The following is a 21,611-nucleotide window of genomic DNA, read 5'->3' as shown; positions in this document are numbered from 1 at the left end:
CAGCTTCCGTAAACTCTTTACTGCATTTTCTCTTCATACCACTCCTGAAGCAGGTAGAAGGCCTTCTTCTTTTCGCCGCGTTCTGAGATGAGTCCCTTGCGGTTGTAGAAATCCTGAATATCGGCAAGCGGCCTTCTCGGCGAACGGAAGTCTCTTAGTATCCAAGGGGTTGTTCCGCGGAGGAAATCGATTTTATTCAGCATTCCAAACTGCTTTTCATACAGGCTCGCCTGAAACTCCTCGCTCCAGCGGGTTTCGGAGTCTGCGTGGTAGCCCTGCAGGGCTCCGCCTCCGAATTCGCTCATAACCAGCGGCTTATTGTACGGCGTTTCCCACGTGCGGCTGAAGCCTTTGTCGCCGGAATACCAGCCTTCATACTCATTACACCCCAGCACATCCAGATATTTCCCGAGCGGGTCGTCAACGTGCATACTGCTCCCGCGGGTGTGTTTTTCGAGGGCAGCTGTGATAAGGCGGGTGGAATCGAGCTTTCTCGCCTCATCGGTGAGGCTTGCGAGAAATTCCGTACGCCTCCTGCTTATCGGCGTTTCATTCGCCACAGACCACATAATAACCGATGCCTTGTTCTTATCGCGGTTTATCATCTCATCGAGCTGGGAGAGGGCGTTTTTATACACCTTTTCGTTTTCCCAAGAGATCGTCCAGTACAGCGGAATCTCAGACCATACCATAATCCCCATCTGATCTGCGAGCCTTGTCATATATTCGTTGTGCGGGTAATGTGCGAGGCGAACGAAATTGCAGTTGAGCTGCTTTGCCCATTCCAGCAGGATCTCAGCATCCTCTTTGAGAAATGCCCTGCCCTCACGTAGAGGGGCCTCTTCATGAATGCAGATTCCCCTGAGATAAACGGGGCTGCCGTTGAGCAGGATTTCATCGCCCTTTGTTTCGATAGAGCGAAAGCCGATTTGGTTTTCGAGCCTGCTGCCGCCCGCTTCTATGACAACGTCGTAGAGCTTCGGGTTCTGCGGGCTCCAGAGCTGGAGGTCTGCTTTGAGGCTGATTTCGGCCCTGCCGTTTTCATCCGTGCGGAAGGCTTTGCTGATGCCGGCTTCCGGTATGGAAAGTTCGATTTCCTGCTGCTTTTCGCTGCCCTCAAGCTGCACCCAGCCGGCGATTTGGCTGCGGCTTCCCTGCTCGAGCTGTATGAACGAATCCTGAATGAAGGTTTCGCTTTCTTCGATGAGCATAACCCTGCGGGTGAGCCCGCCGTAGTTCCACCAGTCGGACATCACCGTAGGCACGGCCGTCTCAACGCGTTTGTTGTCAACCTTCACAACGAGGCTGTTGTCTTTAGGCTTCACGTGATTTGTTATCTCGAAGCAGAAGGGGGTGAAGCCGCCTTCGTGTCTGCCGAGCTTTTTGTCGTTGAGATAGGCTATCGTTTCGTAATTGGCCGCTCCGAAGTAAACGAAGAGCCGCTTGCCCTCATCGAGCTGATAGTCGAAGGTTTTTCTGTACCACACCGTGCCCTCATAGAGGAAGAGCTTCTCCATCTGGCTGTTCCAGTCTCCGGGTACGCTGATAAGCTCGGCCTTGTCGAAGCTGTATTCCACGAGATCCGATTTATCCCGCGGCTCGGCGTCGCGGAAATATCCCCAGCGGGATTCGTTGTAGCGGTAGTCGTAGAAGCCGCTTTCGTAAGGGTCGATTATCATCCGCCAAGAGCCGTTCAGGCTTGTTGTATCCCTGTTGTCAACATTGGTGATTAAATCTGCGCCAAACGCAAACGTTGCTGAAAGAACAAAAATGAGAAGTGAGCGTTTCATAAGGCAAGTCTCCCTGTGAATCTGAATAATACATAACCGTCTCTATACCATTGGTAAAATTTCCATTCCCATATCGAAAATCTGCGGGCTTTTTTATATTTGAAATGCGGGGAAAAGTAAAGAAGAAAAATCAAGCGGGGGAGTGCGGCAATTCTTTTGGGCAGCTAAGCTGCTACGCAATACATAATCCTGCTCTGATGTGGACAGTGTTTTTTTTGACAGAGCCAGTCCGCCTGCGGCGGACAGGCTCTTCGCCTTCGGCGGACTCCACGCACGGCTCTGATTGTCGTTAGTATTACGCAGCGATTTCACAAAACTAATGTTTAAACCGAGCCACGCATGTAGGCCCGCCGCAGGCGGGGCGAAATAAGTGGACAATAGGCAATGAAAAGGCAAAAGTTCCACCGACCGAGTCCACCTTGTCCAGCCGCTAATTTCCGCTGAGATATATAAGCCGCTAATCTGCACTAATTTTTCACTAATGATTTAAGATAAGTTTTTTTGATGGAGAAAGCCAATTTAAAATTAATATGAAATCTTTATCTCATCCTGTAAATCTTGTTAATCCTGTCTAATTTATCACATCCTCCTCCGTGATCCTCTGAGTCCTCTCCGCCTTCGGCGGACAGGTTCTGTAGAGAAAAAAGAAATTAACCACCGCGGGGCACATATGTTCTTTAAATTGTATGCCGAGACAGCAGCAGGGTATCGGGAAGTCAAACATTTACAAAACCTGCCCGAAAACCCAACCGGTAGGGAAAACCGACCAGTCCGAAAATCAGACCGGTACCTGCCCGAAAACCAGACCGGTAGGGAAAACCGACCAGTCCGAAAATCCGACCGGTACCTGCCCGAAAACCAGACAGGAACCTGTCCGAAAATTAGACCATAAAAGAATAAGAAAAGAAAAGAGTAATGTGGACGAGCCTTCCGGATATGCTTTTGTGCTGAAGGGAGGGAAAGATTACTCACTTCCAAAAGCCAAACTCGAAGAGTACCAAAAAACGTTCGCAGCAGTGTGGGAGAAACTCCCACACCCCCAGCGTCTGACTGTGGGAAAAACGTTCACAGCAATGTGGGAAAAACTCCTACACCCCCAACGCCTAACTGTGGGAAAACCGTTCACAGCAGTGTGGGAGAAACTCCCGCACCCCCAACGTCTGACTGTGGGAAAAACTTCCCAAAGGTGTGGGAAAAACGTTCACAAAAGTGTGGGAAAAACGTTCACAAAAGTGTGGGAGAAATTCCCACGTAAAAGAAAAGAACTATTAAAAGAGTAATGTGGCCGAGCCTTCCGGATATGCTTTTGTGCTGAAGGGAGGGAAAGATTACTCACTACCAAAAGCCAAACTAATAAATGGGTAACTGTCCCTATTTAAACTAACCGCTAATCTGCTCTAATTTTTCTCTAATGATTTTGCTACTCGCAATCCGCCGCAGGCGGACTTACAGCTCTGCCATTGTATTTATCTCATCCTGTAAATCTTGTTAATCCTGTCTAATTTATCACATCCTCCTCCGTGATCCTCCGAGCCCTCTCCGCCTCCGGCGGACAGGTTCAGTAAAAAAACATTAACCACGGAGAGAAAAGATATATATTAACCACCGAGGCACGCGGAGGGGCACAGAGGATTTTTAAATATAATATATTAACATCCTCTCCGTTATCTCCGCTTCCTCTCCGCCTCCGGCGGACAGACTCGGTTTAACTCTCTTTTACATCAGAGAAAACATTTTCATAAATGAGGGAAAGCTCTCTGCCAGCAGGACGCTTAAACGCAATACATAATCCTGCTCTGATGTTTAAATTGATTTTTACACGGAGTTACCGGAGGAAACGGAGGGGAGATAATTTCAGACGCTAATCAGCTCTAATTTTTCACTAATGATTTTGCCACGAGCTACTCTGCCCCTCGCCACAGGCCACTATCTTTATCACATCCTCCTCCGTGATCCTCCGAGTCCTCTCCGCCTTCGGCGGACAGGCTCAGTAAAAAAATATTATTAACGTCCCAAAGCTGGATGTCATTAGCGGTTATACTTTTTATTACCAGTATTACATTGCCTTTAATTCTTATCCCCGATAAATCCATTTTCTGTTGACTATAATCCATTTTAATAGTAAAATTTATTAGAGAAATATAAAAACGAACTAGGTTTAGTCAAAAGACTTATGAGAGTATTCAGGGATATAAGAAACTACTTTCTCCGAGGCGTTGCAGCATTACTCCCGACTATCCTGACTATCTGGCTGTTTGTTCAGTTTTATCTGTTCATACAGGAGAATTTGAGCAGGCATATAAACGGCTTTATAGTAAAGCTGATAATATGGGCAGGCAGCGACCAGCCCAAAGAAGAGCTTATTCAGTTCTGGGTAAACGGGAAAGGCCAGACAGCGGGTTTTCTGGTTATATTCATTGCAGTCTGTTTTCTCGGTGCTTTTCTTGCCAGCGTAGTCGGGAAAACAATATGGAAATATTTTGAGAATCTTGCGGCAAGAGCCCCGATAGTCAGGAATATATACCCGAATATCAAACAGGTAACAGACAGCGTCTTTTCGCGGCATTCTATTGCCTTTAAGAAGGTTGTAGCTGTAGAGTATCCCCGTGCTGGGATATGGTCTGTGGGTATGGTAACCGGCTCGGGTATAGATCAGGTTACGGCGAGTTTGGATATGGATCTGGTTTCGATCTTTATCCCCAGCTCCCCTACGCCTTTTACCGGCTACGTTATTATGGTGCCGGCGGGAAGTGTGATAGATCTGGATATGACTGTAGAAGAAGCGCTCAGATTCACTATAAGCGGAGGCGTGATAACGCCGTCGGAGTGGGAAGGTTTGCAGCTTGAGCAAACACAAAACAGTGAGTGAGCGTATTTTCGACTGAGCTGTTAATTTATTAATTATAAAGGAGAAAATTATGGAACTTAAACTGACAGGCAGACATTTCGAGGTAACTCGAGGGATCAAAGAGCACGTAGAGCTTAAGGCTAACAAGCTCCCGAAATTTTACAGTTCAGTTGAGTCTATTGAAACAATAATAGATGGCGGAGAGGGAAAAACTACAAAAGTGGAAGTGATTACAAAAGGCGGACATAATCCCCCGCTTGTGGTTAAGGTGCAAGGTGAGGAAGATGACAATCTCTTTAAAATTATAGATGAGGCTTTCGAAAAGGCCGAAAGGCAGCTTAAGAAGATTAAAGAAAAGGAAAGAAACCCGATGCACGCCGGGTGATACTGAGAATTGAAATTGGAGAATAATATGAAACTGAACGGGCTGGTTTGTCCAGAGGCGATAGTAGCTAAACTTAAATCAACCGATAGGGACGGCGTTATAACTGAGCTGGTTGACAGTCTTGTTGATGCAGGTCAGTTGGAAAAGGTTAACAGGGATCAGGCAGTAAAGGCTGTAATAGACAGAGAAAATGAGGCAAGCACTGGAATCGGCAAGGGTGTTGCCGTGCCTCATGTGAAGTCTTATCTGGTTAACTCCCCCGTAGGCGCTTTCGGTTTGAGCTCAGAAGGTGTAGATTTCTTATCTCTGGACAAGCAGCTCGTCTATTCGGTTTTTCTCGTAATAGGACCTGAAGGCAGTCCGGAAGAGCACCTTTCGGCTATGGAACTGATTTTCAAAAATCTTCAAAAGGATGATTTCAGGAGTTTCCTGAGACAGTCTAAAAGCACTGAAGACGTGGTTACTCTGCTTGAGGAAGCAGACAGAGACGAGATATAACCAGACAGGTCTTCAATAAGATGAATGAAATAGTTGTCAAAATTATGATGCCGGAAGGACTGCATATGAGGCCTGCAATGCAGATTTCCGAGCTTGCAAGTAATTTCAGCAGCGAAATTACAATTGCTAACGGCGAGAACAAGGTCAACGGCAAAAGCATTATGGAAATAATGACTCTCGTTGTACCTTCCGGCGAGGATATTACTATTTCAGCAGACGGCGAAGATTCTGGAGAAGCCCTTGAGGCGCTCAGAGAGCTCATAGAGGAAACTCTTATTGAGTCTGAGGCGGGGAACAGCTGATTTGGAATTCTGGCTAAAGGTTGGGAATTGATGGAAATTAAAAACGGCATACCGGTTTCACCGGGAATTATAATATCAAAATGCTGCCTGCTTGAGGCTGAAGATTTCAGAATTCAGCACAAGGTAATTGAGACCGAACAGATTGAGGATGAGGTTGAAAGGGTTGAAAAGGCTTTTAAAAACGCCGCAGAGCAGGTGCGTGAGCTCAGCAGTAAGTACGGAAGCGATGACAGCGGGATAAGAGATATTTTTGCTGTTCACGTTGGTTTCCTGAGCGATGATTCTCTTATCAAGAGGGTATCTAAGAGAATCAGAGAAAAGTCTGTATGTGCTGAGTATGCAGTATCAAGTGTTTTCAAAGAGATATCGGGAACGCTTTCCAGCTCGCCGGACAACTATGTAAGGGAGAGGGTGAGCGATATATACGATATTGAGAAAAGGCTTCTTCGCGTGCTTACCAAAAAAGAATGCTACGATTTGGGAAGCATAAACGAGGAATGTGTGGTTATAGCTAATGACCTAAGCCCCACCCAGACCGCTTCGCTCAATCTCGACTACGTAAAGGGCTTTGCAACAAATGCTGGCGGGAGAACCAGCCATACTGCTATTGTGGCAAGATCAATCGGCATACCTGCAATCGTTGCCCTTGAGGATATCACATCCTCCGCTGAGGACGGCGATACGATAATCCTTGACGGCTATAAAGGCACAGTTCTCATACGCCCCGATTCTGAAACCCTCGAGGAATACCGCAGATACAGCGATGATACGATTGCAGTAGAGCAGCAGCTCCAGAAAACCTGCGATTTGCCCGCAGAGACAACCGACGGTGTGAATGTTTCACTCGGCGGTAATATCGAGCTTCCGCAGGAGGCGGATATTGTGGCCTCGAAAGGTGGAGACGGGGTAGGGCTGTACAGAACTGAGTTTTTGTATTTGCAGAGTGAGAAAATGCCTTCCGAGCAGGAGCATTACGATGCCTATATGGATGTGATAAGAAGGCTCGCCGGACGACCGCTCGTTATAAGAACGATGGATCTGGGCGCAGATAAAATGCCCTCAGACGGGAAATTCCCAACCGAAACAAACCCCGTTCTCGGCTTGCGTTCTATAAGATACTGCCTCACAACAGCGAATCTTCCGCTTTTCAGAACCCAGCTTCGGGCTATTCTAAGGGCAAGTGCTGAGGGAGATATCAAGCTGATGTTTCCTCTTATCACAACTGTCGAGGAAGTTCGCCATGCAAAGATGGTTGTCCGGGATGTAATGGAAGACCTTGCAGATGACGGCTTTGATTACGATTTCAATATCAAAATAGGCATAATGATTGAAACCCCCAGCTCTGCCTTGATCTCAGCTTTTCTTGCAAAAGAGGTGGATTTTTTCAGCATCGGCACGAACGATCTCATTCAATACACCCTCGCTGTGGACAGAGCGAACGAAAAGCTTGCTAGCCTGTATTCGCCCGGCCAGCCCGCTGTGATAAAGCTTATAAAGGAAGTTGTGCGAAATGCCAAAAAGGCCGGCACAGAAGTGTGCGTTTGCGGAGAGATGGCATCGGAGCCTGAGTTTGTGCCCCTTCTGTTAGGCCTTGGTGTTCGAAGGCTTTCCGTGGCAGCTCCGCGGATTCCGGAGATTAAGCTTGTTATAAGGGCTCTGGACATCCCAACTTGCGAAGAGGTGGCAAGAAGAGCAGGCTGCCTTGAGACAAGGCGTTCTATAGTAAACTATCTGAGGGATACGCTTATGGGAATAGTCCCAGAGGTGCAGTGATGCAGGACGGGGAAGATTTTTCAACCCTTTTTATGGTGTACCAGATTTCCGATGGAACGGCCTTCCTTTCCCATCAGGAGGTGATGACGGTTTTGATAAGGGCGTGCATAAGGGCAAAGCTCCCGCTTAGATTTTCCCAGGGCTTCAATCCGCACCCGAGATTTTCACTGCCGCTTCCCAAGAATGTGGGAGTTGAGTCTCTTTGTGAGCTGTGCGTTGTTCAGCTCGAGCGTCCTGCCTCGCAGATTGATTCGGTGCTAATCAGAAAAAAGCTCAATGAGCAGCTTCCTGAGGGCATTTCTGTAATCTCAGCCGAGCAGTATTCGGGGAAAAAGGGTTGCCAAGTTAGTGATGTTACTTATCTTATCAGATGCAGCGGCGAGGAAGCCGAGGCTGTAAAATCTGATATTACAGAAAAAATAGAATCGAAAGATTTTCAGTTTACCCGTAAGAAACACAAAACAGGAAAAATAAAGGTTCTTCCGCTTGCACAGCTTATTGAAAGGCTCAAGCCGGAAGAAAACGGGCTCAAGCTGAAGGTGAATTTTTCCAGCTCCGGCACATTAAAGGCCGGAGAAATATTAAAGCTGGCCGGTTACGATGATACCGACCTGAGCAGAATAGTAAGAATAAATATAGGGTGGGCATAGCAGCTGACAATTAGGCTTTCTCTAATGAATCGTTTCTAGGCAAGCGGTCTCGGCGGTTTATTGGAAAAAGCTTATCAGGTATTAGGTTTGCGTTCAGCTGCTTACCCCCGAATTATAAAGGGTTTTAGCAATGTCAAGAGAAATGCTGATAAATGTAACCCAAGGCGAAGAATGCCGGGTTGCGGTTTTGCAGGATGGCGCTCTTGAAGAACTTTACATGGAGCGGGAAGACGATAATTCCTGCGTGAACAATATCTATTTGGGTAAGGTTATAAATGTAGAGTCGAGTATCCAGGCGGCATTCGTAGATTACGGTGAGAAACGCCATGGCTTTCTTCATATAAGCGATATCCATCCGAGGTACTATGTAAACGAAGGCGCTAAGGAGAAGATCGGCAAACGTACCGGCCTCAAGAAAAGGCCTCCAATCAGAAAGTGCATCAAGCCCGGGCAGAAGATTGTTGTGCAGGTTATAAAGGAAGGCGTGGGAACTAAAGGCCCCGCCGTTACAACGTATCTTTCACTTCCGGGTAAATATCTTGTTTTGATGCCGTGGATGAATAAGGTAGGGGTTTCACAGAGGATTGAGAATGAGGAGAGCAGGAAACGGCTCAAGGGCATTATTTCCGAGCTCGAGGGGCCTGAGGATGCAGGCTTCATCGTTAGAACTGCTGGAGAGCTTGCAAACAAAAGAGATATACAGATGGATCTCAAATATCTCACAAGGCTGTGGGAATCCATCAAAAAGCGGATGAACAAGAGGCAGCCGCCAGCAGAGCTCTACAGAGAATCAGACCTCGCGATAAGGGCGGTTAGAGATGTTTTCAATACTACAGTCAAGCGGGTGGTGTGTGATTCTGAAAACGTTACAAACAAGATTAAAGATTTCTTCGAAATAACTCAGCCGAGATACAAAAAGCGAATAAGCTACTACAATTCCTCAGAACCTCTGTTCCACAAATACTGGATTGAGGAAGCGGTTAACAAGGTTAAGCAGCGCAAGGTCGAGCTTCGCGGCGGCGGCACGATTGTTATCGAGCAAACTGAAGCCCTCGTGGCGATTGATGTAAACAGCGCAAGGGCCAAGAAGTACAAAGATATTGAGCAAACCGCTCTGCAGACAAATCTTGAAGCTGCAAAAGAAATTGCCCGCCAGCTTAGGTTAAGGGATATGGGCGGTATAATCGTATGTGATTTCATAGATATGGAAATAGCCGCTAACCGCAAAAGGGTTGAGAAGGCATTCAGAGATGCCGTTAAGCCGGACAGGGCAAAATATCGAATACTGCGTATGAGCCAGTTTTGCCTTGTAGAGATGACAAGGCAGCGAATGAGGCCTTCGCTGGAGAGGAGCCTTTTCAGGGAGTGTCCGGTCTGCGGGGGGTCAGGTCTGATAAAATGCGCAGAATCGGTTGCCGTGGAAATACTTCGAGAAGTACAGATTGCCCTTGCCAACAAGCGAACTGTTAAAGTGCTTGTTGAAACTTCTTCTGAGATAGCAGAGCACCTTTTGAACAGCAAAAGAGCAGTGATATGCGAAGCCGAAAACGAAAGCGAGAAGGTAATTGAGATCAAGCAGAGGCCTGAGATGAAGGGCGAGGAGTTTGCTATTTCCTGTCTTGATGAAAGAGGGAGAATGGTTCTTTGATGAAGTTTGATGTCCAATACGCTCAGCAGGTAATAAAAAAGGAGGCCCAGGCCGTTGATTCTCTCTCAGAGCTGGTTTCAGGCGGAAGTTTCGCTCTGGCCTGCGAAAAGATTTATAATTGCAAATCTAACGTGGTTGTAAGCGGGATAGGCAAGGCCGGCCTTATCGGCAGAAAGATCTCAGCTACAATGGCCTCTGTCGGGATACCGAGCATCTTTCTTCACCCGAGCGAAGCCGTGCATGGAGACCTCGGAAGGGTGTGCGAGAAAGACCTCGCTGTGCTGATAAGCTACGGCGGGAAAACAGCAGAGATGCTCCGGCTTATGCAGGTGCTCAAGCAGATGAGTGTTCAGACAATCGCTCTAACCGGCAAGCCGGACAGCAGTCTTGCTGCAAACTGCGATGTGTCTCTTGCTTTCGGGTCATTTGAAGAGGCGTGCCCGCTGGGGCTTGCCCCCACTGTTTCCACAACCTGTATGCTTGCTGTTGGCGATGCACTTGCCCTTACTGTGATGAAGGCAAAAAAATTCACGAAGGAGGATTTTGCCAAGTATCACCCGGGTGGTTCGCTGGGGGCGCAGCTTATTACTGTGGAGCAGTCTATGGATTTTACTAAGACTGATAAGCTTCCGATTGTAGAAAAGGAGCTTACTATCGCTGATATGCTCGATAAAACCAGCTCCACAAAACGAAGAGGCGCGGTAATGGTAGCGGGCAAGTCGGGCAGGCTCGAAGGGATAATAACAGACGCAGACCTTCGAAGGCTCTTTATGGATACCAAATCCGAGGGATTCAGCCGGACAGTGGAGTCGGTGATGACTGCAAACTGTAAGTATGTTCAAACCAGCACCCTTGCATCTGAAGCGATGGCCATTTTCCATAAATACAGAATTGATGAACTGCCCGTTGTCGATGAAGACTTAAAGCCTGTAGGTATGATTGACGTGCAGGATATTGTTTCGATCAAGCTTTCGAGGTGAAAATGTTCAAGCAGGAATACGATAAGGAAAAACTCAAAAATATCCGCCTTCTCGTTCTTGATGTTGACGGCGTACTCACAGACGGCAGCATCATCCTTAACGACTACGGCGTGGAATCAAAGGCTTTCAATGTCCACGACGGGCACGGGATAAAGCTCTGGCACAGAGCAGGGCATCAGTCTGCAATCTTGAGCGGCAGAGCGGTTAATGTTACAAACCTCAGGGCAGCACAGCTCGATATCCAGCACGTTTATCAGGGCTGCAAGGAGAAACTCCCTGCTTTTAAGGAGATGCTCGAAACCCTTCATATCTCGCCGGAGCAAGTGGCGTGGGTTGGCGATGATGTGGTTGATATCCCCGTGGCAAGGCAGGCAGGTTTCAGCGCGGCTGTGGATAATGCAGTTGACGAGCTGAAATTATGCGCCGATTACGTATCCAAACGTCAGGGAGGCGGCGGAGCTGTTAGGGAGATAGTGAAGCTTATCCTTGAGCATCAGGACAAGTGGCAAAAACTGATGGATAGATATTTGGGCTGAACAGATGATGGAATTTTTCAAGAAGTTTTTATTATTCGCCTTCACCCTCATCATATGTGCAGGCATATATTATGCCGTACGGTTCTACAAAGAACCTGTGGTGATAGAGGTGGATGATGATTATACTATTGTCGAGGTGGAGCAGGATAAGCAGGACAAGCCAAGCGAAAGCGGTTTGGAAGAAGAAAAGCCTGCGGATGATAAAAAGGCAGGCAGTATCGGTGATACTGAGATCGGTCAGACCGAACAATCCGAATTCAAGCTTCTTGATAAAGATGGAAACGTTGCCAGCAGATTCGGCTTCGAAAAGCTCCTGCACAAAGACGGAATGCGGTGGACAATCCGTGAACCCCGCCTCACAATCTATGGGGAGGGCTACATATGCAAACTCAATTCTGCCTCAGGCACTATAACCGTAGAATTGCAGACAGGCAAGCCAAAGCCGGTGATTGCAGAGCTCGAAGAGGATGTGCATGTTAAATTTATCATAGACGGCCGCAGTGATGTGGATATAGACCTCTCCAGCCTTTCCTGTCATATCGAAAGGAATGAGCTTACAAGCAAAGGCACGCTTGAAATTGTAAGTGATTTCCTCGAGCTCAAGGGCAAAGGGCTTAATCTCAGATACGATTCGAAAGAGAATATAGTTAATTATTTGAAAATTGATTATGTAAGCAGTATAAAGGTGTTCGAGGATATCAGTGCAGGAGAGGAAGGAATTGCATCCTCCAAAAGCGGCTTGGATGAAGGCGATGCCTCAGACGATACAGGAAAATATTACAAGCTCAGCTTAAACGGTGATGTTAATTTAGAATACCAAAAGCAAAACGTTAGCTGCGATGAGCTTGTTATAAACAACATACTATGGGAATCAGCGGCCGAAAAGGGCGAACAGGAGCAAACGGCTCCCGCCGCTGAGCAGCAGGGAAATTCCTCTGCCCCGAAGGGTGAGCCCTCGCTCACAGCTTCCTGCAAACGCGGGCTTGAATTTGCCCCGTCCGATAAAACTAATCCGCTTGGCAGTATAAGCGTGGAAATAGCAGGTTCGCCTGCAAGGCTCAGCTCGCAGGAGGCGGCTGTGAATTCTCCGCTCATTTTTTACGATACCTCCCGTCAAATTGCTGAGCTCAAATCAGGTTCAGGGCAGGGCGAGATAGAGCTGTACTCGAAGGCAGGAGGCTATGCAATGTACTCTTCCCAGAGTATAAGGCTTAACCGCAAGGAATTCACCGCTTTTGTAGAAGGCCCTGGAAGGCTCGTATCAGGCAGGGAGGGAAGCGAGTCTGTACTCAATTTTAAGGGCAGCCTTGACATTGCTCTCACTGAAAATTTCCAGCTCAGCTCCGCTCAGATAGAAGGCGGCCTCAATGCCCGCCTGATTTCCGATTCGCCCCAAAACCTTTCGGCGGGAAGCGCTTTTCTGGAAGCCTCGCCTGAAGGGCAGGGTATTAGCGAATTGAAGCTTCGTGAGAATGTAACTCTGGTTAATAATACAGGCACTTTAAAAGCCGGAAGCGTTGATGTAAGCTTTGCTCGGAAAGACGGCAAGATGGTTCCCGCTTCTGCCTCGGCTTGGGAGAATCCAAGCCTTTCTGCTTCAAAGGCCGATGGGCAGGCAGATGCAGCGGTGTTCAGATCTGAGAAGATGGATTACGATTTTACCTCTCAAACCGCAAGAGCAAGCGGCGATATAAATCTCAGATTGAATCTCCCTGCTCAAGGGAAAGTTCTCCCGCTTGATATAGAATGCAAAGATGATGTGCTTTACAGCCCTGCATCCGACAAGATTACCTTCTCCGGCGATGTTACAGGCAAAAGCACCGCAGAAAACAATTCAATAAATGAGGTAACAGAATTTTCCTGCGATGAAATGGTTGTGAATGTATCCCGCAAAGGCGAGCAGGCCGGCGGGGGGCTTTCGCCAAATTCTGTTGAGTCTATTCTGCTTGCCGGAGGAGAGGTGAACGCTTCAAACCGCAGGTTTACAGACGACAGGCTTATCAGTGCAATGAAACTCACCGGAAAAGAGATTAACTATACTGCCCGGAATGAGCAGATTGAGATAACCGGGCCGGGCAAGATCGAAGTGAACAATAAAAATGTCCAGCCGGAAAAAACAGATGAGGATAAAGCTGCCTTTGATCTCACATCTCGCTGTTTTGCTCTTGTGGACAATTTCAGTATGCTCACCATTAACCGAAGCCGCCAGCTTATAACCGCCCGAAAAGCCGATAAGCCGCTGCGAATAGGTTATATTCCAGTTGATGCGGAAGGTCAGGCCGGCAGGGAAAAACTCCTCGATGCAGGGAGCCTGAGGCTTGAGTACGCTCAGAAGCCCGAAGAGGGCGAGCTCAGCATATCAAAGGTTTCAGCTTCAGGCGGGGTGAGCTATTTCGAACCGGACAGATTCACGCTTATAGGCGAAGAGCTTTCTTTCAGTTCCGAAACTGGGCAGCTTGAAATCACCGGCACAGAAGAGAACCCGTGCGTACTGAACAATAATGTGGTTGAAGAAATTATATACAACGTGGAAACGGGAGATTTCAAAACCTCGCTGGAGGGTATATCACGTACGTGGTAGTATTATTCGGCAGCCAGCAGTTTAATCTGCTTTGAGAATTCCTCGAGCAGGTTTTCTTCCTGCACGACTGCCAGTTTCCTGCCGCCGCGGTAGATATATCCCTTACCGCTGCCCGCACATACTGCAAGGTCGGCATCCGCCGCCTCGCCCGGGCCGTTTACAATGCAGCCCATCACCGCGATATTCAGCGGCTTTTCAATCCCCTGCGCCGCCTGCTTGATTTTCCTCGCAAGCGAAAGGACGTCTATCATACATCTCCCGCATGTGGGGCATACAACAATCTTAGGTGAGTTCTTTTCGTAAAGCCCAAAAGAGGCGAGAATATCCTGCGCTGCGGTTACTTCGTTTTCCGGCTCGCCTGCAAGACTGATTCGAATTGTGTCCCCAATTCCTTCGCTCAGAAGACTGCCCATCGCTGCTGCCGAGGGAACGAGACCGTCTTCGGGGAGGCCGGAATGCGTGAGGCCTATGTGTATCGGGTATTCAAAGCTCTCTGAGAACCTGCGGTTTATTGCTATTGTCCTGTTTACGTTTACGCTCTTTGCGCTCAAAACGAGCTCTTCAAACCCCCGTTTCTCAAATTCACGCACGTATTCGCTCATCTCGTCAAACATAAGGCTCACTCTATCCCGTGAAGGGGTGTCTTCTTTGAGGTTTCTTATGCTTGCTTCGTTTATGCCGATTCGGATTGAAATGGAGTTCGCCTTAGCGCAGGCGATAACATCATCAAGTTCTTTCCAAGACCGCATATTCCCCGGATTGATTCGGATTTTCGCTGCTCCGGCATCAATTGCCTCAATTGCCCTTTGAGCGGAGAAGTGTATATCAGCAACCAGAGGGAGATTCGCCTGCGCTGCAATCTTAGCGAAGGCCTCGGTATCTTTCTTTGAAGCCGCAGCCACGCGCACTATATCGCAGCCGCATTTTTCCAGCCGGCGGATTTGTTCAGAGGTTGCCTCTATGTCTGTTGTGAGAGTTTTCGCCATAGACTGCACGGCCACAGGATTCCCCGCGCCGATTGCAGCTGAGCCGATTCTAACCTCTCTTGTTTTGCGTCTTTCGGGTATGCCGTTATTCATTTAGCTGTCTTAGTGTATATTCCTCAAAAGCCCGGTAACAACGCCTTTTACGGCGCAGTTGGTTACCCGAAGCGTTTCATATTCATCATTAGAAGGCTCAAGGCGGATGCAGTTCTTGTCTTTATAGAATCTTTTAAGAGTTGCCTCGTTTTCATCAACTAACGCAACCACAATATCCCCGTTTTTCGCTTCGCTGGTATGACGGCAGATAACATAATCCCCCGGGAAGATATTATCTCCAATCATACTCTCCCCCGAAACTTTCAGGGCAAAGAGCGTGCCTTTAGTGTTAAACTGCGCCGAGATCGAGAGTTTCTCGCCAACCTCCAGCGGCTCAACGGGAAAACCCGCTGCCACACTGCCCAGCATCGGGATGCCGTTACTATCATCAAGTTCGTTCTCTGAGCAGTCTTCACCAATGAGCTTTTCGGCCTTAGCCGTGAGTCTCAAAGAGCGTACCTTGCCCTGGGATGCCGAGAGATACCCCTTTTTTCGAAGGGCGGTGCAGTGTTCGAACACCGTGGTTCTGCTTTTTCCCAGAAGTTCGGCGAGTTCCTTCATCGTCGGGGAATAATGTTTTTCCCGCTGGAAATTTGCGAATATTTCGAGAATATTCATTTTCACTGGAGTAAGCTGCATTACTGTTCTCCCCATAATTGCAGTCCATTTCAAATGGGCTTGAGTAATTGTGCAGTTCTGCTGTATGCGGGCTGGTGTTAAGAGTCCATATCAGTTTTTCGGCAAGAGCACACGAAAAACTCTCGAACAGAACCTTCAAAGCCGAGCTCTGTTCAACTCCCGAATCGTAGCGGTCTGGGGAGTATTCCGTTTTATACTCACCCCCCGGCCCGAAACTGCATAAAGGGCTTTTGCGTTTTCTTTTCATTTTTCCATGCCTCCAATTAAGTCTTCCGTAACTTAACTCTGACGGCTCATTATGCCGGCAGCAGTAGGCTATTCAAATCGTCATTTTAGCAGATTTCGCTTAACTTCCAAACAAAAACCGAACAAAATCAGAAAATTTTTTAAATTTTTCCTGCCAGCTTGTATTTATTCCCGGGCAAACTCTCAACTGCTCCCTTCATCTGAAGCCATGTAAGGACTGAGTTTACCTCGCCTGCGTTTAGGCCGGTATTTTCTATTATTTCATCACTGCTTTTCTCGCCGGCAGCGAGCGCTGAAGCTATCGCTTCCTCATTGCTGCCCTGATCGAAGAGAGACCTCGGCTTTTCTTTCTTTTTTTCTGGTTCTGCCGAGGTCTGCCCAGCAGATTTCGGTTCATTCAGGATATCGGAAATCCCCCTGCAAAGCGAAGCCCCTTCTTTTATAAGCTTATGCGAGCCGAAGCTAAGCTTGCTGTCTATCCTGCCCGGCACAGCGAATACCTGCCTGCCTAAGCCGCTTGAGAAGTTTGCTGTTTTTATAGCTCCCGAGTTTGGCCCAGCCTCCACTACCAAAACCGCCTCAGAGAGCCCTGCAATAATCTTGTTCCGCGGAACGAAATGTTCCATTCGCGGTTCTGTTTCAGGCGGAAACTGGCTTAGGCAAACCCCTCTCGCTGCAATTTCCTCAAATAAGCCTTTGTTTTCGGGCGGATAGATGTGCATAAGCCCGCAGCCTAAAACTGCGATTGTATCAGCGCCTGCGGTAAGCGCTCCGTAATGCGCCTCTGAATCAATCCCCCTTGCCATCCCGCTTACAACAGTAAAACCTGCCTCTCCAAGGCCGCAGGCTAAAATCCTCGCCTGCTCCCTCCCGTAGAAGCTGCATCTCCTCGAGCCCACTGCCGCTATTGAAGGTTCAAGCCTTTCCAGCTTTCCTTTATCTCCGAGATAATACAAAACTGCCGGAGCGTATCTTGTGCTTTTCAGCAGTTCTGGGTAGCAGGGTGAATCGAAAGTGAGTATGCCTATCCCTCGGCTTTCGCAAAGGTTCAGCTCTTCTTCAACGCTTAGATTATCAAAGGCATTTCGCATTGAATCTGCGGTTTTATCTCCAATGCCTTTAACCGCTTTGAGGCCCTCTTTGCCCGCGCCCGCTATCGATTCGATATCATCAAACCTTTCAAGCAGCCTTAAAACTCCAGCAGGCCCAACGCCTTCTGCCTTAGAGAGCTTTAGCCAAAGCCTTGTTCTTTCCTCATTCATTTTCCCTGATGACTGATTTCTCGCTGAATGTTATAATGAATTCAACCCCGTCCTGTGTGTTTCCCGCTTCAACCTTTGCATTATTTATTTTGAATATCCTGTGTGTAAGGGCAGGGGCAAGCCCGAAATCACCCTCGCTGCTTATTGTCTGGCCGTGGCTGAATTCGCTGAAAAAGTTTGGGAGGATTGCCTCTGGTATATTCTGCCCCTTCACGTTCAGCTTCATCAAGAGAAGCTTTGTATTCCCCTGCTCAGTGTCTTCGCAGCTGAAGTGCATAGCAGAATTCTCTCTGGATAGAATCAGGGCTGTTTTGAAAAGGGATTCAAAGGCCTTGTCTATCAGAGTCCTGTCTGCATAGATGAAAATGTTCTGAGGGATTTCTCCGCACTCAAGGGTTCGCCCCTTTTCAGTCATTCCGCTAAGATTAACCGCATTTTCCAGAATAGGCTTCAGCCCGGCTTTTTCCCTGTTGAATGAATCTTCTGATACCTTTATCTGCGTCAGCAGGGTTGCATCGTTGATTATAGACATCAGCTTCTCCTTGGAGCCCTCAAACATCTCAACAATATCAGATGACATAGAGCCGCTGCCGTTATCCATAAGCATCTTCATAACCCCGAGTATGGAGTTGAGAGGGGTTCTCAGTTCGTGGGAAATCTGCGTAAGGAAATCAGACTTGGCTTTGTCGAGTATCATAAGCCTTTCGTTTGCTTCCTTGAGCTCCCTTGATTTCTGGTCTAATCTCGCCTCAAGATCTTCGTTATGTTTTTCAAGCTGTTCAGTGAGCCTCTCGATTTTCAGGTGGGTTTGTATCCTCGCTTCCACCTCTTCAAATTTGAAAGGCTTTGTGATATAGTCAACCCCGCCGGATTTGAAGGCCATAATCTTATCTTCGGTATTGTTAAGGGCGCTTATGAATATTATCGGGATGTGAGAGAGCTGTGAGTCGGCCTTGAGCCTCTTGCACACCTCGTAGCCGTTCATCTCGGGCATATTTATATCGAGAAGTATCAGCTCGGGAGGGTTTCTCTTTGCTGATTTTATTGCAAGAGCTCCCTTTGGGAAACACGAAACATGATACCCCGAGCCTGTCAGCATCTTGTCGAGAAGACGCAGGTTGTTGGGCATATCGTCAACAACCATTATCTTTGCGTTTTCAATTCTCGTCATCTAAATCAATTCCAAATAGCTTAAATAGCTGTTCATATTCATAGCCTTCGGCAAGCCGGTAAAGTTTTATGCCGGCAGCTTTGTTTGTTTTCTTGAGCCTTTCGAGCTGCTCTGTAAATTCCTTCATACGCCCGTTTTCAAGCTCTGCTCTGAGCGAATTAAAGAGCGAGATGTCAATCTCTGAAAGGAACTGAGACAATTTTTCATTAGACATATCCTGAGCTTCAGAGCCGGGTGCTTCATATATATATTCGGCATTAGTGTAAAGGGCGATTTTCTCTAAGAGCTGATCGATTTCATAGGGCTTGCTCACGAAATCTGTAGCCCCTGCCTCCACAGCGAGCTTATGGCTCTTGCCCATCACATCGCCCGAGACAATTATTATGGGGAAATCTTTGATATTAGGATTTTCCTTAATCTCATCTATAACTTCCGCACCGGTCATATTCGGCATCATATTATCAAGCAGAAGTATGTCAGGGGTGAATTTACTGAGAAGCTCAAGTGTTTCCTGTCCGCTGCCCGCGGAGATTACCTGAAATCCGGCATCGTACAGAAGATCAGTCAGAACTTCTCTGTTTTCCTTGTTGTCGTCTGTAACTATTACCAGCTTGCCTTCGTGTTCTTGGGTAAGGCATTTGATGGATTTTTTGTTTTGCTGCTGATTCTGCTGTTTTTTCTCAGGCAGCTCTGCTGTGAACGTGAGGCTGAAAGTACTCCCTCTGCCCTCTTTGCTTGTAAATGTAATGTCTCCGCCCATCTGCCTTGCGTAGCCCTTGCTGATTGCCAGGCCCAATCCGCTGCCCCCGCTCATTTTGCCTGATTCGGTCTGGTCGAAGTAGCTGAATACCTTTTCTTTTTCGTCTTCTGAAATGCCGTAGCCGGTATCTTCCACCTCTACGGTGATTTTCAGGATATTCTCATCAATCTGTTCGTGCCGTGCTCGAACCCGCACGCCGCCTCTGTCGGTAAACTTTACAGCATTGCCCAGCAGATTTATGATAACCTGCCTTATCTTCCCGTCGTCTGCATAGATCACGCGAGGCATATCAGAAGGTATATCGTACTCGAGGAATATCGATTTATTTTCCGCCTTCAGGGTGAAGATGCTTTTGGTAACGCTGAGCAGATTGATAAAATCAAAGGTGATTGGAGAAAGCGTTACTTTCCCTGCCTCCATCTTGCTCATCTCAAGGATGTCGTTTATCAGATTGAGCAGATGATGGCTGCTTGAATCAACGATTTCAAGCTGTTTTGTCTGTTCGTTTGTGAGATTGTCGGATTTCTTGAGCATCTGAGAATATCCGATGATAGCGTTCATTGGAGTTCTTATCTCGTGGCTCATATTGGCGAGGAACTGGCTCTTTGCCTCGCTTGCCTTGTCTGCTTCGTCCCTTGCCTTGAGCAGCTCTTCCTCGTATTTCTTTATTCGGGAGATATCGCGGCAGAAGATGCAGCAAAGCTCCTGCTCTTCGAGTTTGAGATACTGCCCGTGGATATCGACCGGATATTCTTGTCCTTCTTTTGACCTGTGGACGGTTTGCAGGGATATCTTTTTGTCTTTCTTGAGCACTTCCCAAGTCTCTTTCCACCACTGCCTTGTTTTCTCGGGATTGAACTCGAATATGCTTTTGCTGCTGAGTTTGTCTGCTGAGATACCGAAATTCTTAAGGGCAGTCTGGTTGGCATATACAAACTGTCCGTGCTTATCGAGGAAATATATCTCATCGGAAGACTCATCCACAGCAAACTGAATTTTCGTCAGCGCAATCTCCATCTGCTTGCGGGCAGTGATATCCTGAATCGTGCCGAAGATGTACTCGCATCGGTTTCCGTTAAATACCGGCTTTATATTCATCTCTATGTATTTGTATTTCTCTGCTGAGATGAATCTCAGCTCGATTTTTTTACCTTCACGGAAACCTGTGAAAATTTTATTCAGTACCCTGTCGAATCTTTGGATGTAGCTGGGGTCTATAAGCTTTCTGAACTTTGATATCGGAACGCCCTGCGAGAGCGGCATACCGAGGATTTTGTCAACAATCTTCGAGCAGGTGAAATGGTCGTTGTGAAGCTCAAAATTCCAGTGTCCAATATGTGCTATTTTCTGCGCAAGAAGCAGTTCTTCCCTGCTCTTGTTCAGCTCGCTCGTTCGCTGCTCAACTTCCTTTTCAAGGTTGTTTTTGTGCGTTTCGAGCTCATGTTTTGCCTTCTCAAGCTCAGTTATGTCTGTGCTGGAGCCGATTATCCTTATAACCTCTCCGCTATCGCCGGTTACAGGGCTGAGCGTGGTTATGCAGAGAACTGTCTTTTCGTTGGTAATTATTCGGCCTTTGTAGTTTATCTTTTGCTTTTCAGATATGCATTTTTCAGCCTTTTTCAGCAGTTCTTCAATGGTAAACTTAGAAAAATGCTTTGTGAGCTCTTCAGGGGATTTGTACATCAAATCTTTTGATCTTATCCCCATTATCTGCTCAAACATAGAGTTTGCCCCGAGGTATCTGAGCTTATGGTTTTCACCGACCTCCAGCACAAAAAGACCAACCTCAACATCTTCATAGATGTTTTCAAGAAACTGGTTTTGAACCTTGAGTTTGTCTTTAAGCTCAAGCGTGTTTTTTTTCAGCACGGAATTGTCTATGTGTGTTTTGAGCCTTGCCAGAAGAACATTAGAGCTGTAGGGCTTTGTTAAATAGTCTGTCCCGCCGCTGTCAAAGGCCTTGTCTATGCCGTCTTCCTGAAGCTTTGCTGTGAGGAATATGATAGGCACGTCCTTTGTCTGGGGGAGCGTGCGAAGCACTTTGCAAACCTCATAGCCGTCCTTATCCGGCATCATTATATCCAGAAGCACCGCATCAGGCGAGTACTTCTTTGCGCTCATAATTCCTTCCTTGCCAGTCTGGGCAAGTATTATCTCGTAACCCATTTTGCTAACAAGACCAGCAACAACACTTAAGTTGCCGGCATTATCGTCAACAATAAGAACTCTTTTTGTTGTATCATCCATAAAATTACCTGCCCGAACGCTCTTATGGCTGTCTCCCCTCTCAGCGGCATAACTTGTAACATAAAATGCTTATTAAGTCAAATAATATTACAGAGAAATTGGTGATTATACCTAAATTAAACTGAAGAGTTATACAATATTAGCAATTCACACAATCAGAGCGCGGCAATATTTTTGCGCAAAATGCAAATCATCATGCTGCAGTGCTTTGCAGAA

17 protein-coding genes are annotated in these 21,611 nt (G+C 47.3%); 11 read left to right on the top strand and 6 right to left on the bottom strand.

Annotated elements, in window-relative coordinates; translation table 11 throughout:
• Positions 1 to 17 precede the first annotated feature (17 nt).
• Complete coding sequence (locus tag STSP1_RS04310) at positions 18 to 1,790, bottom strand: glycoside hydrolase family 2 protein (RefSeq protein WP_085755170.1); 1,773 nt, start codon at positions 1,788 to 1,790, stop codon at positions 18 to 20.
• Between the two features lie 686 nt (positions 1,791 to 2,476).
• Here STSP1_RS04310 and STSP1_RS04305 point away from each other — a divergent pair.
• The 11 genes from STSP1_RS04305 (at position 2,477) to STSP1_RS04250 (ending at position 13,991) form a co-directional block, all read left to right on the top strand.
• Positions 2,477 to 3,070, top strand: coding sequence for a hypothetical protein (locus tag STSP1_RS04305; RefSeq protein ID WP_085755169.1), 594 nt, complete (start codon positions 2,477 to 2,479; stop codon positions 3,068 to 3,070).
• An 893-nt stretch (positions 3,071 to 3,963) separates the two neighbouring features.
• Complete coding sequence (locus STSP1_RS04295; protein WP_085755167.1) at positions 3,964 to 4,659, top strand: DUF502 domain-containing protein; 696 nt, start codon at positions 3,964 to 3,966, stop codon at positions 4,657 to 4,659.
• Positions 4,660 to 4,708: 49 nt separating this feature from the next.
• Positions 4,709 to 5,023 (top strand): ribosome hibernation-promoting factor, HPF/YfiA family, encoded by a 315-nt coding sequence (gene hpf, locus STSP1_RS04290; RefSeq protein WP_085755166.1) that lies wholly within the window; start codon positions 4,709 to 4,711, stop codon positions 5,021 to 5,023.
• A 27-nt stretch (positions 5,024 to 5,050) separates the two neighbouring features.
• Positions 5,051 to 5,521 (top strand): PTS sugar transporter subunit IIA, encoded by a 471-nt coding sequence (locus STSP1_RS04285; protein WP_123806979.1) that lies wholly within the window; start codon positions 5,051 to 5,053, stop codon positions 5,519 to 5,521.
• A 20-nt stretch (positions 5,522 to 5,541) separates the two neighbouring features.
• The gene (locus tag STSP1_RS04280) at positions 5,542 to 5,823 is read left to right on the top strand and encodes an HPr family phosphocarrier protein (protein ID WP_085755164.1); all 282 of its coding nucleotides are present in this window, start codon (positions 5,542 to 5,544) and stop codon (positions 5,821 to 5,823) included.
• Positions 5,824 to 5,853: 30 nt separating this feature from the next.
• Positions 5,854 to 7,596 (top strand): phosphoenolpyruvate--protein phosphotransferase, encoded by a 1,743-nt coding sequence (ptsP, locus tag STSP1_RS04275; RefSeq protein WP_085755163.1) that lies wholly within the window; start codon positions 5,854 to 5,856, stop codon positions 7,594 to 7,596.
• Positions 7,596 to 8,246: a TIGR03936 family radical SAM-associated protein gene (locus tag STSP1_RS04270; protein WP_085755162.1), complete on the top strand. Its 651-nt coding sequence runs from the start codon at positions 7,596 to 7,598 to the stop codon at positions 8,244 to 8,246. Before ptsP ends, STSP1_RS04270 begins: the two co-directional genes overlap by 1 nt.
• A gap of 130 nt (positions 8,247 to 8,376) precedes the next feature.
• Positions 8,377 to 9,894: an Rne/Rng family ribonuclease gene (locus STSP1_RS04265; protein ID WP_085755161.1), complete on the top strand. Its 1,518-nt coding sequence runs from the start codon at positions 8,377 to 8,379 to the stop codon at positions 9,892 to 9,894.
• Positions 9,894 to 10,874, top strand: a complete 981-nt coding sequence (locus STSP1_RS04260) for a KpsF/GutQ family sugar-phosphate isomerase (RefSeq protein ID WP_085755160.1) — start codon at positions 9,894 to 9,896, stop codon at positions 10,872 to 10,874. Before STSP1_RS04265 ends, STSP1_RS04260 begins: the two co-directional genes overlap by 1 nt.
• Before the next feature lie 2 nt (positions 10,875 to 10,876).
• Entirely contained in the window at positions 10,877 to 11,410 is a 534-nt protein-coding gene (locus tag STSP1_RS04255) for a KdsC family phosphatase (RefSeq protein WP_085755159.1), read from the top strand.
• Positions 11,411 to 11,414: 4 nt separating this feature from the next.
• Positions 11,415 to 13,991 carry a hypothetical protein gene (locus STSP1_RS04250; RefSeq protein WP_123806978.1) on the top strand — a complete coding sequence of 859 codons (2,577 nt, stop codon included), beginning with the start codon at positions 11,415 to 11,417 and terminating at the stop codon, positions 13,989 to 13,991.
• A 2-nt stretch (positions 13,992 to 13,993) separates the two neighbouring features.
• Here the strand turns inward: STSP1_RS04250 and ispG are convergent, their stop codons facing one another.
• The 5 genes from ispG to STSP1_RS04225 form a co-directional block, all read right to left on the bottom strand.
• Positions 13,994 to 15,070 (bottom strand): flavodoxin-dependent (E)-4-hydroxy-3-methylbut-2-enyl-diphosphate synthase, encoded by a 1,077-nt coding sequence (gene ispG / locus STSP1_RS04245; protein WP_085755157.1) that lies wholly within the window; start codon positions 15,068 to 15,070, stop codon positions 13,994 to 13,996.
• Positions 15,071 to 15,079: 9 nt separating this feature from the next.
• Positions 15,080 to 15,724: a transcriptional repressor LexA gene (gene lexA, locus STSP1_RS04240; protein WP_123806977.1), complete on the bottom strand. Its 645-nt coding sequence runs from the start codon at positions 15,722 to 15,724 to the stop codon at positions 15,080 to 15,082.
• Positions 15,725 to 16,095: 371 nt separating this feature from the next.
• A complete protein-coding gene (dprA, locus tag STSP1_RS04235; RefSeq protein WP_085755155.1) occupies positions 16,096 to 17,217 on the bottom strand; it encodes a DNA-processing protein DprA in 1,122 nt (373 codons plus the stop codon).
• Positions 17,210 to 18,388 carry a hybrid sensor histidine kinase/response regulator gene (locus STSP1_RS04230; protein WP_085755154.1) on the bottom strand — a complete coding sequence of 393 codons (1,179 nt, stop codon included), beginning with the start codon at positions 18,386 to 18,388 and terminating at the stop codon, positions 17,210 to 17,212. The genes dprA and STSP1_RS04230 overlap by 8 nt, the downstream gene beginning before the upstream one ends.
• Positions 18,375 to 21,395: a response regulator gene (locus STSP1_RS04225; RefSeq protein WP_085755153.1), complete on the bottom strand. Its 3,021-nt coding sequence runs from the start codon at positions 21,393 to 21,395 to the stop codon at positions 18,375 to 18,377. Before STSP1_RS04225 ends, STSP1_RS04230 begins: the two co-directional genes overlap by 14 nt.
• Positions 21,396 to 21,611: the final 216 nt, after the last annotated feature.

The organism is Sedimentisphaera salicampi (genome assembly GCF_002117005.1).
In the GTDB taxonomy this organism is placed as follows: Bacteria; Planctomycetota; Phycisphaerae; order Sedimentisphaerales; family Sedimentisphaeraceae; genus Sedimentisphaera; species Sedimentisphaera salicampi.
Note: the sequence above shows the minus strand (reverse complement) of the source record. Positions and strands in the feature narration are given on the sequence as shown.

Coding starts and splice junctions, on each gene's coding strand:
- STSP1_RS04310 (WP_085755170.1), bottom strand. CDS start 1,790: ATGAAACGCTCACTTCTCATTTTTGTTCTTTCAGCAACGTTTGCGTTT.
- STSP1_RS04305 (WP_085755169.1), top strand. CDS start 2,477: ATGCCGAGACAGCAGCAGGGTATCGGGAAGTCAAACATTTACAAAACC.
- STSP1_RS04295 (WP_085755167.1), top strand. CDS start 3,964: ATGAGAGTATTCAGGGATATAAGAAACTACTTTCTCCGAGGCGTTGCA.
- hpf (WP_085755166.1), top strand. CDS start 4,709: ATGGAACTTAAACTGACAGGCAGACATTTCGAGGTAACTCGAGGGATC.
- STSP1_RS04285 (WP_123806979.1), top strand. CDS start 5,051: ATGAAACTGAACGGGCTGGTTTGTCCAGAGGCGATAGTAGCTAAACTT.
- STSP1_RS04280 (WP_085755164.1), top strand. CDS start 5,542: ATGAATGAAATAGTTGTCAAAATTATGATGCCGGAAGGACTGCATATG.
- ptsP (WP_085755163.1), top strand. CDS start 5,854: ATGGAAATTAAAAACGGCATACCGGTTTCACCGGGAATTATAATATCA.
- STSP1_RS04270 (WP_085755162.1), top strand. CDS start 7,596: ATGCAGGACGGGGAAGATTTTTCAACCCTTTTTATGGTGTACCAGATT.
- STSP1_RS04265 (WP_085755161.1), top strand. CDS start 8,377: ATGTCAAGAGAAATGCTGATAAATGTAACCCAAGGCGAAGAATGCCGG.
- STSP1_RS04260 (WP_085755160.1), top strand. CDS start 9,894: ATGAAGTTTGATGTCCAATACGCTCAGCAGGTAATAAAAAAGGAGGCC.
- STSP1_RS04255 (WP_085755159.1), top strand. CDS start 10,877: ATGTTCAAGCAGGAATACGATAAGGAAAAACTCAAAAATATCCGCCTT.
- STSP1_RS04250 (WP_123806978.1), top strand. CDS start 11,415: ATGATGGAATTTTTCAAGAAGTTTTTATTATTCGCCTTCACCCTCATC.
- ispG (WP_085755157.1), bottom strand. CDS start 15,070: ATGAATAACGGCATACCCGAAAGACGCAAAACAAGAGAGGTTAGAATC.
- lexA (WP_123806977.1), bottom strand. CDS start 15,724: ATGGGGAGAACAGTAATGCAGCTTACTCCAGTGAAAATGAATATTCTC.
- dprA (WP_085755155.1), bottom strand. CDS start 17,217: ATGAATGAGGAAAGAACAAGGCTTTGGCTAAAGCTCTCTAAGGCAGAA.
- STSP1_RS04230 (WP_085755154.1), bottom strand. CDS start 18,388: ATGACGAGAATTGAAAACGCAAAGATAATGGTTGTTGACGATATGCCC.
- STSP1_RS04225 (WP_085755153.1), bottom strand. CDS start 21,395: ATGGATGATACAACAAAAAGAGTTCTTATTGTTGACGATAATGCCGGC.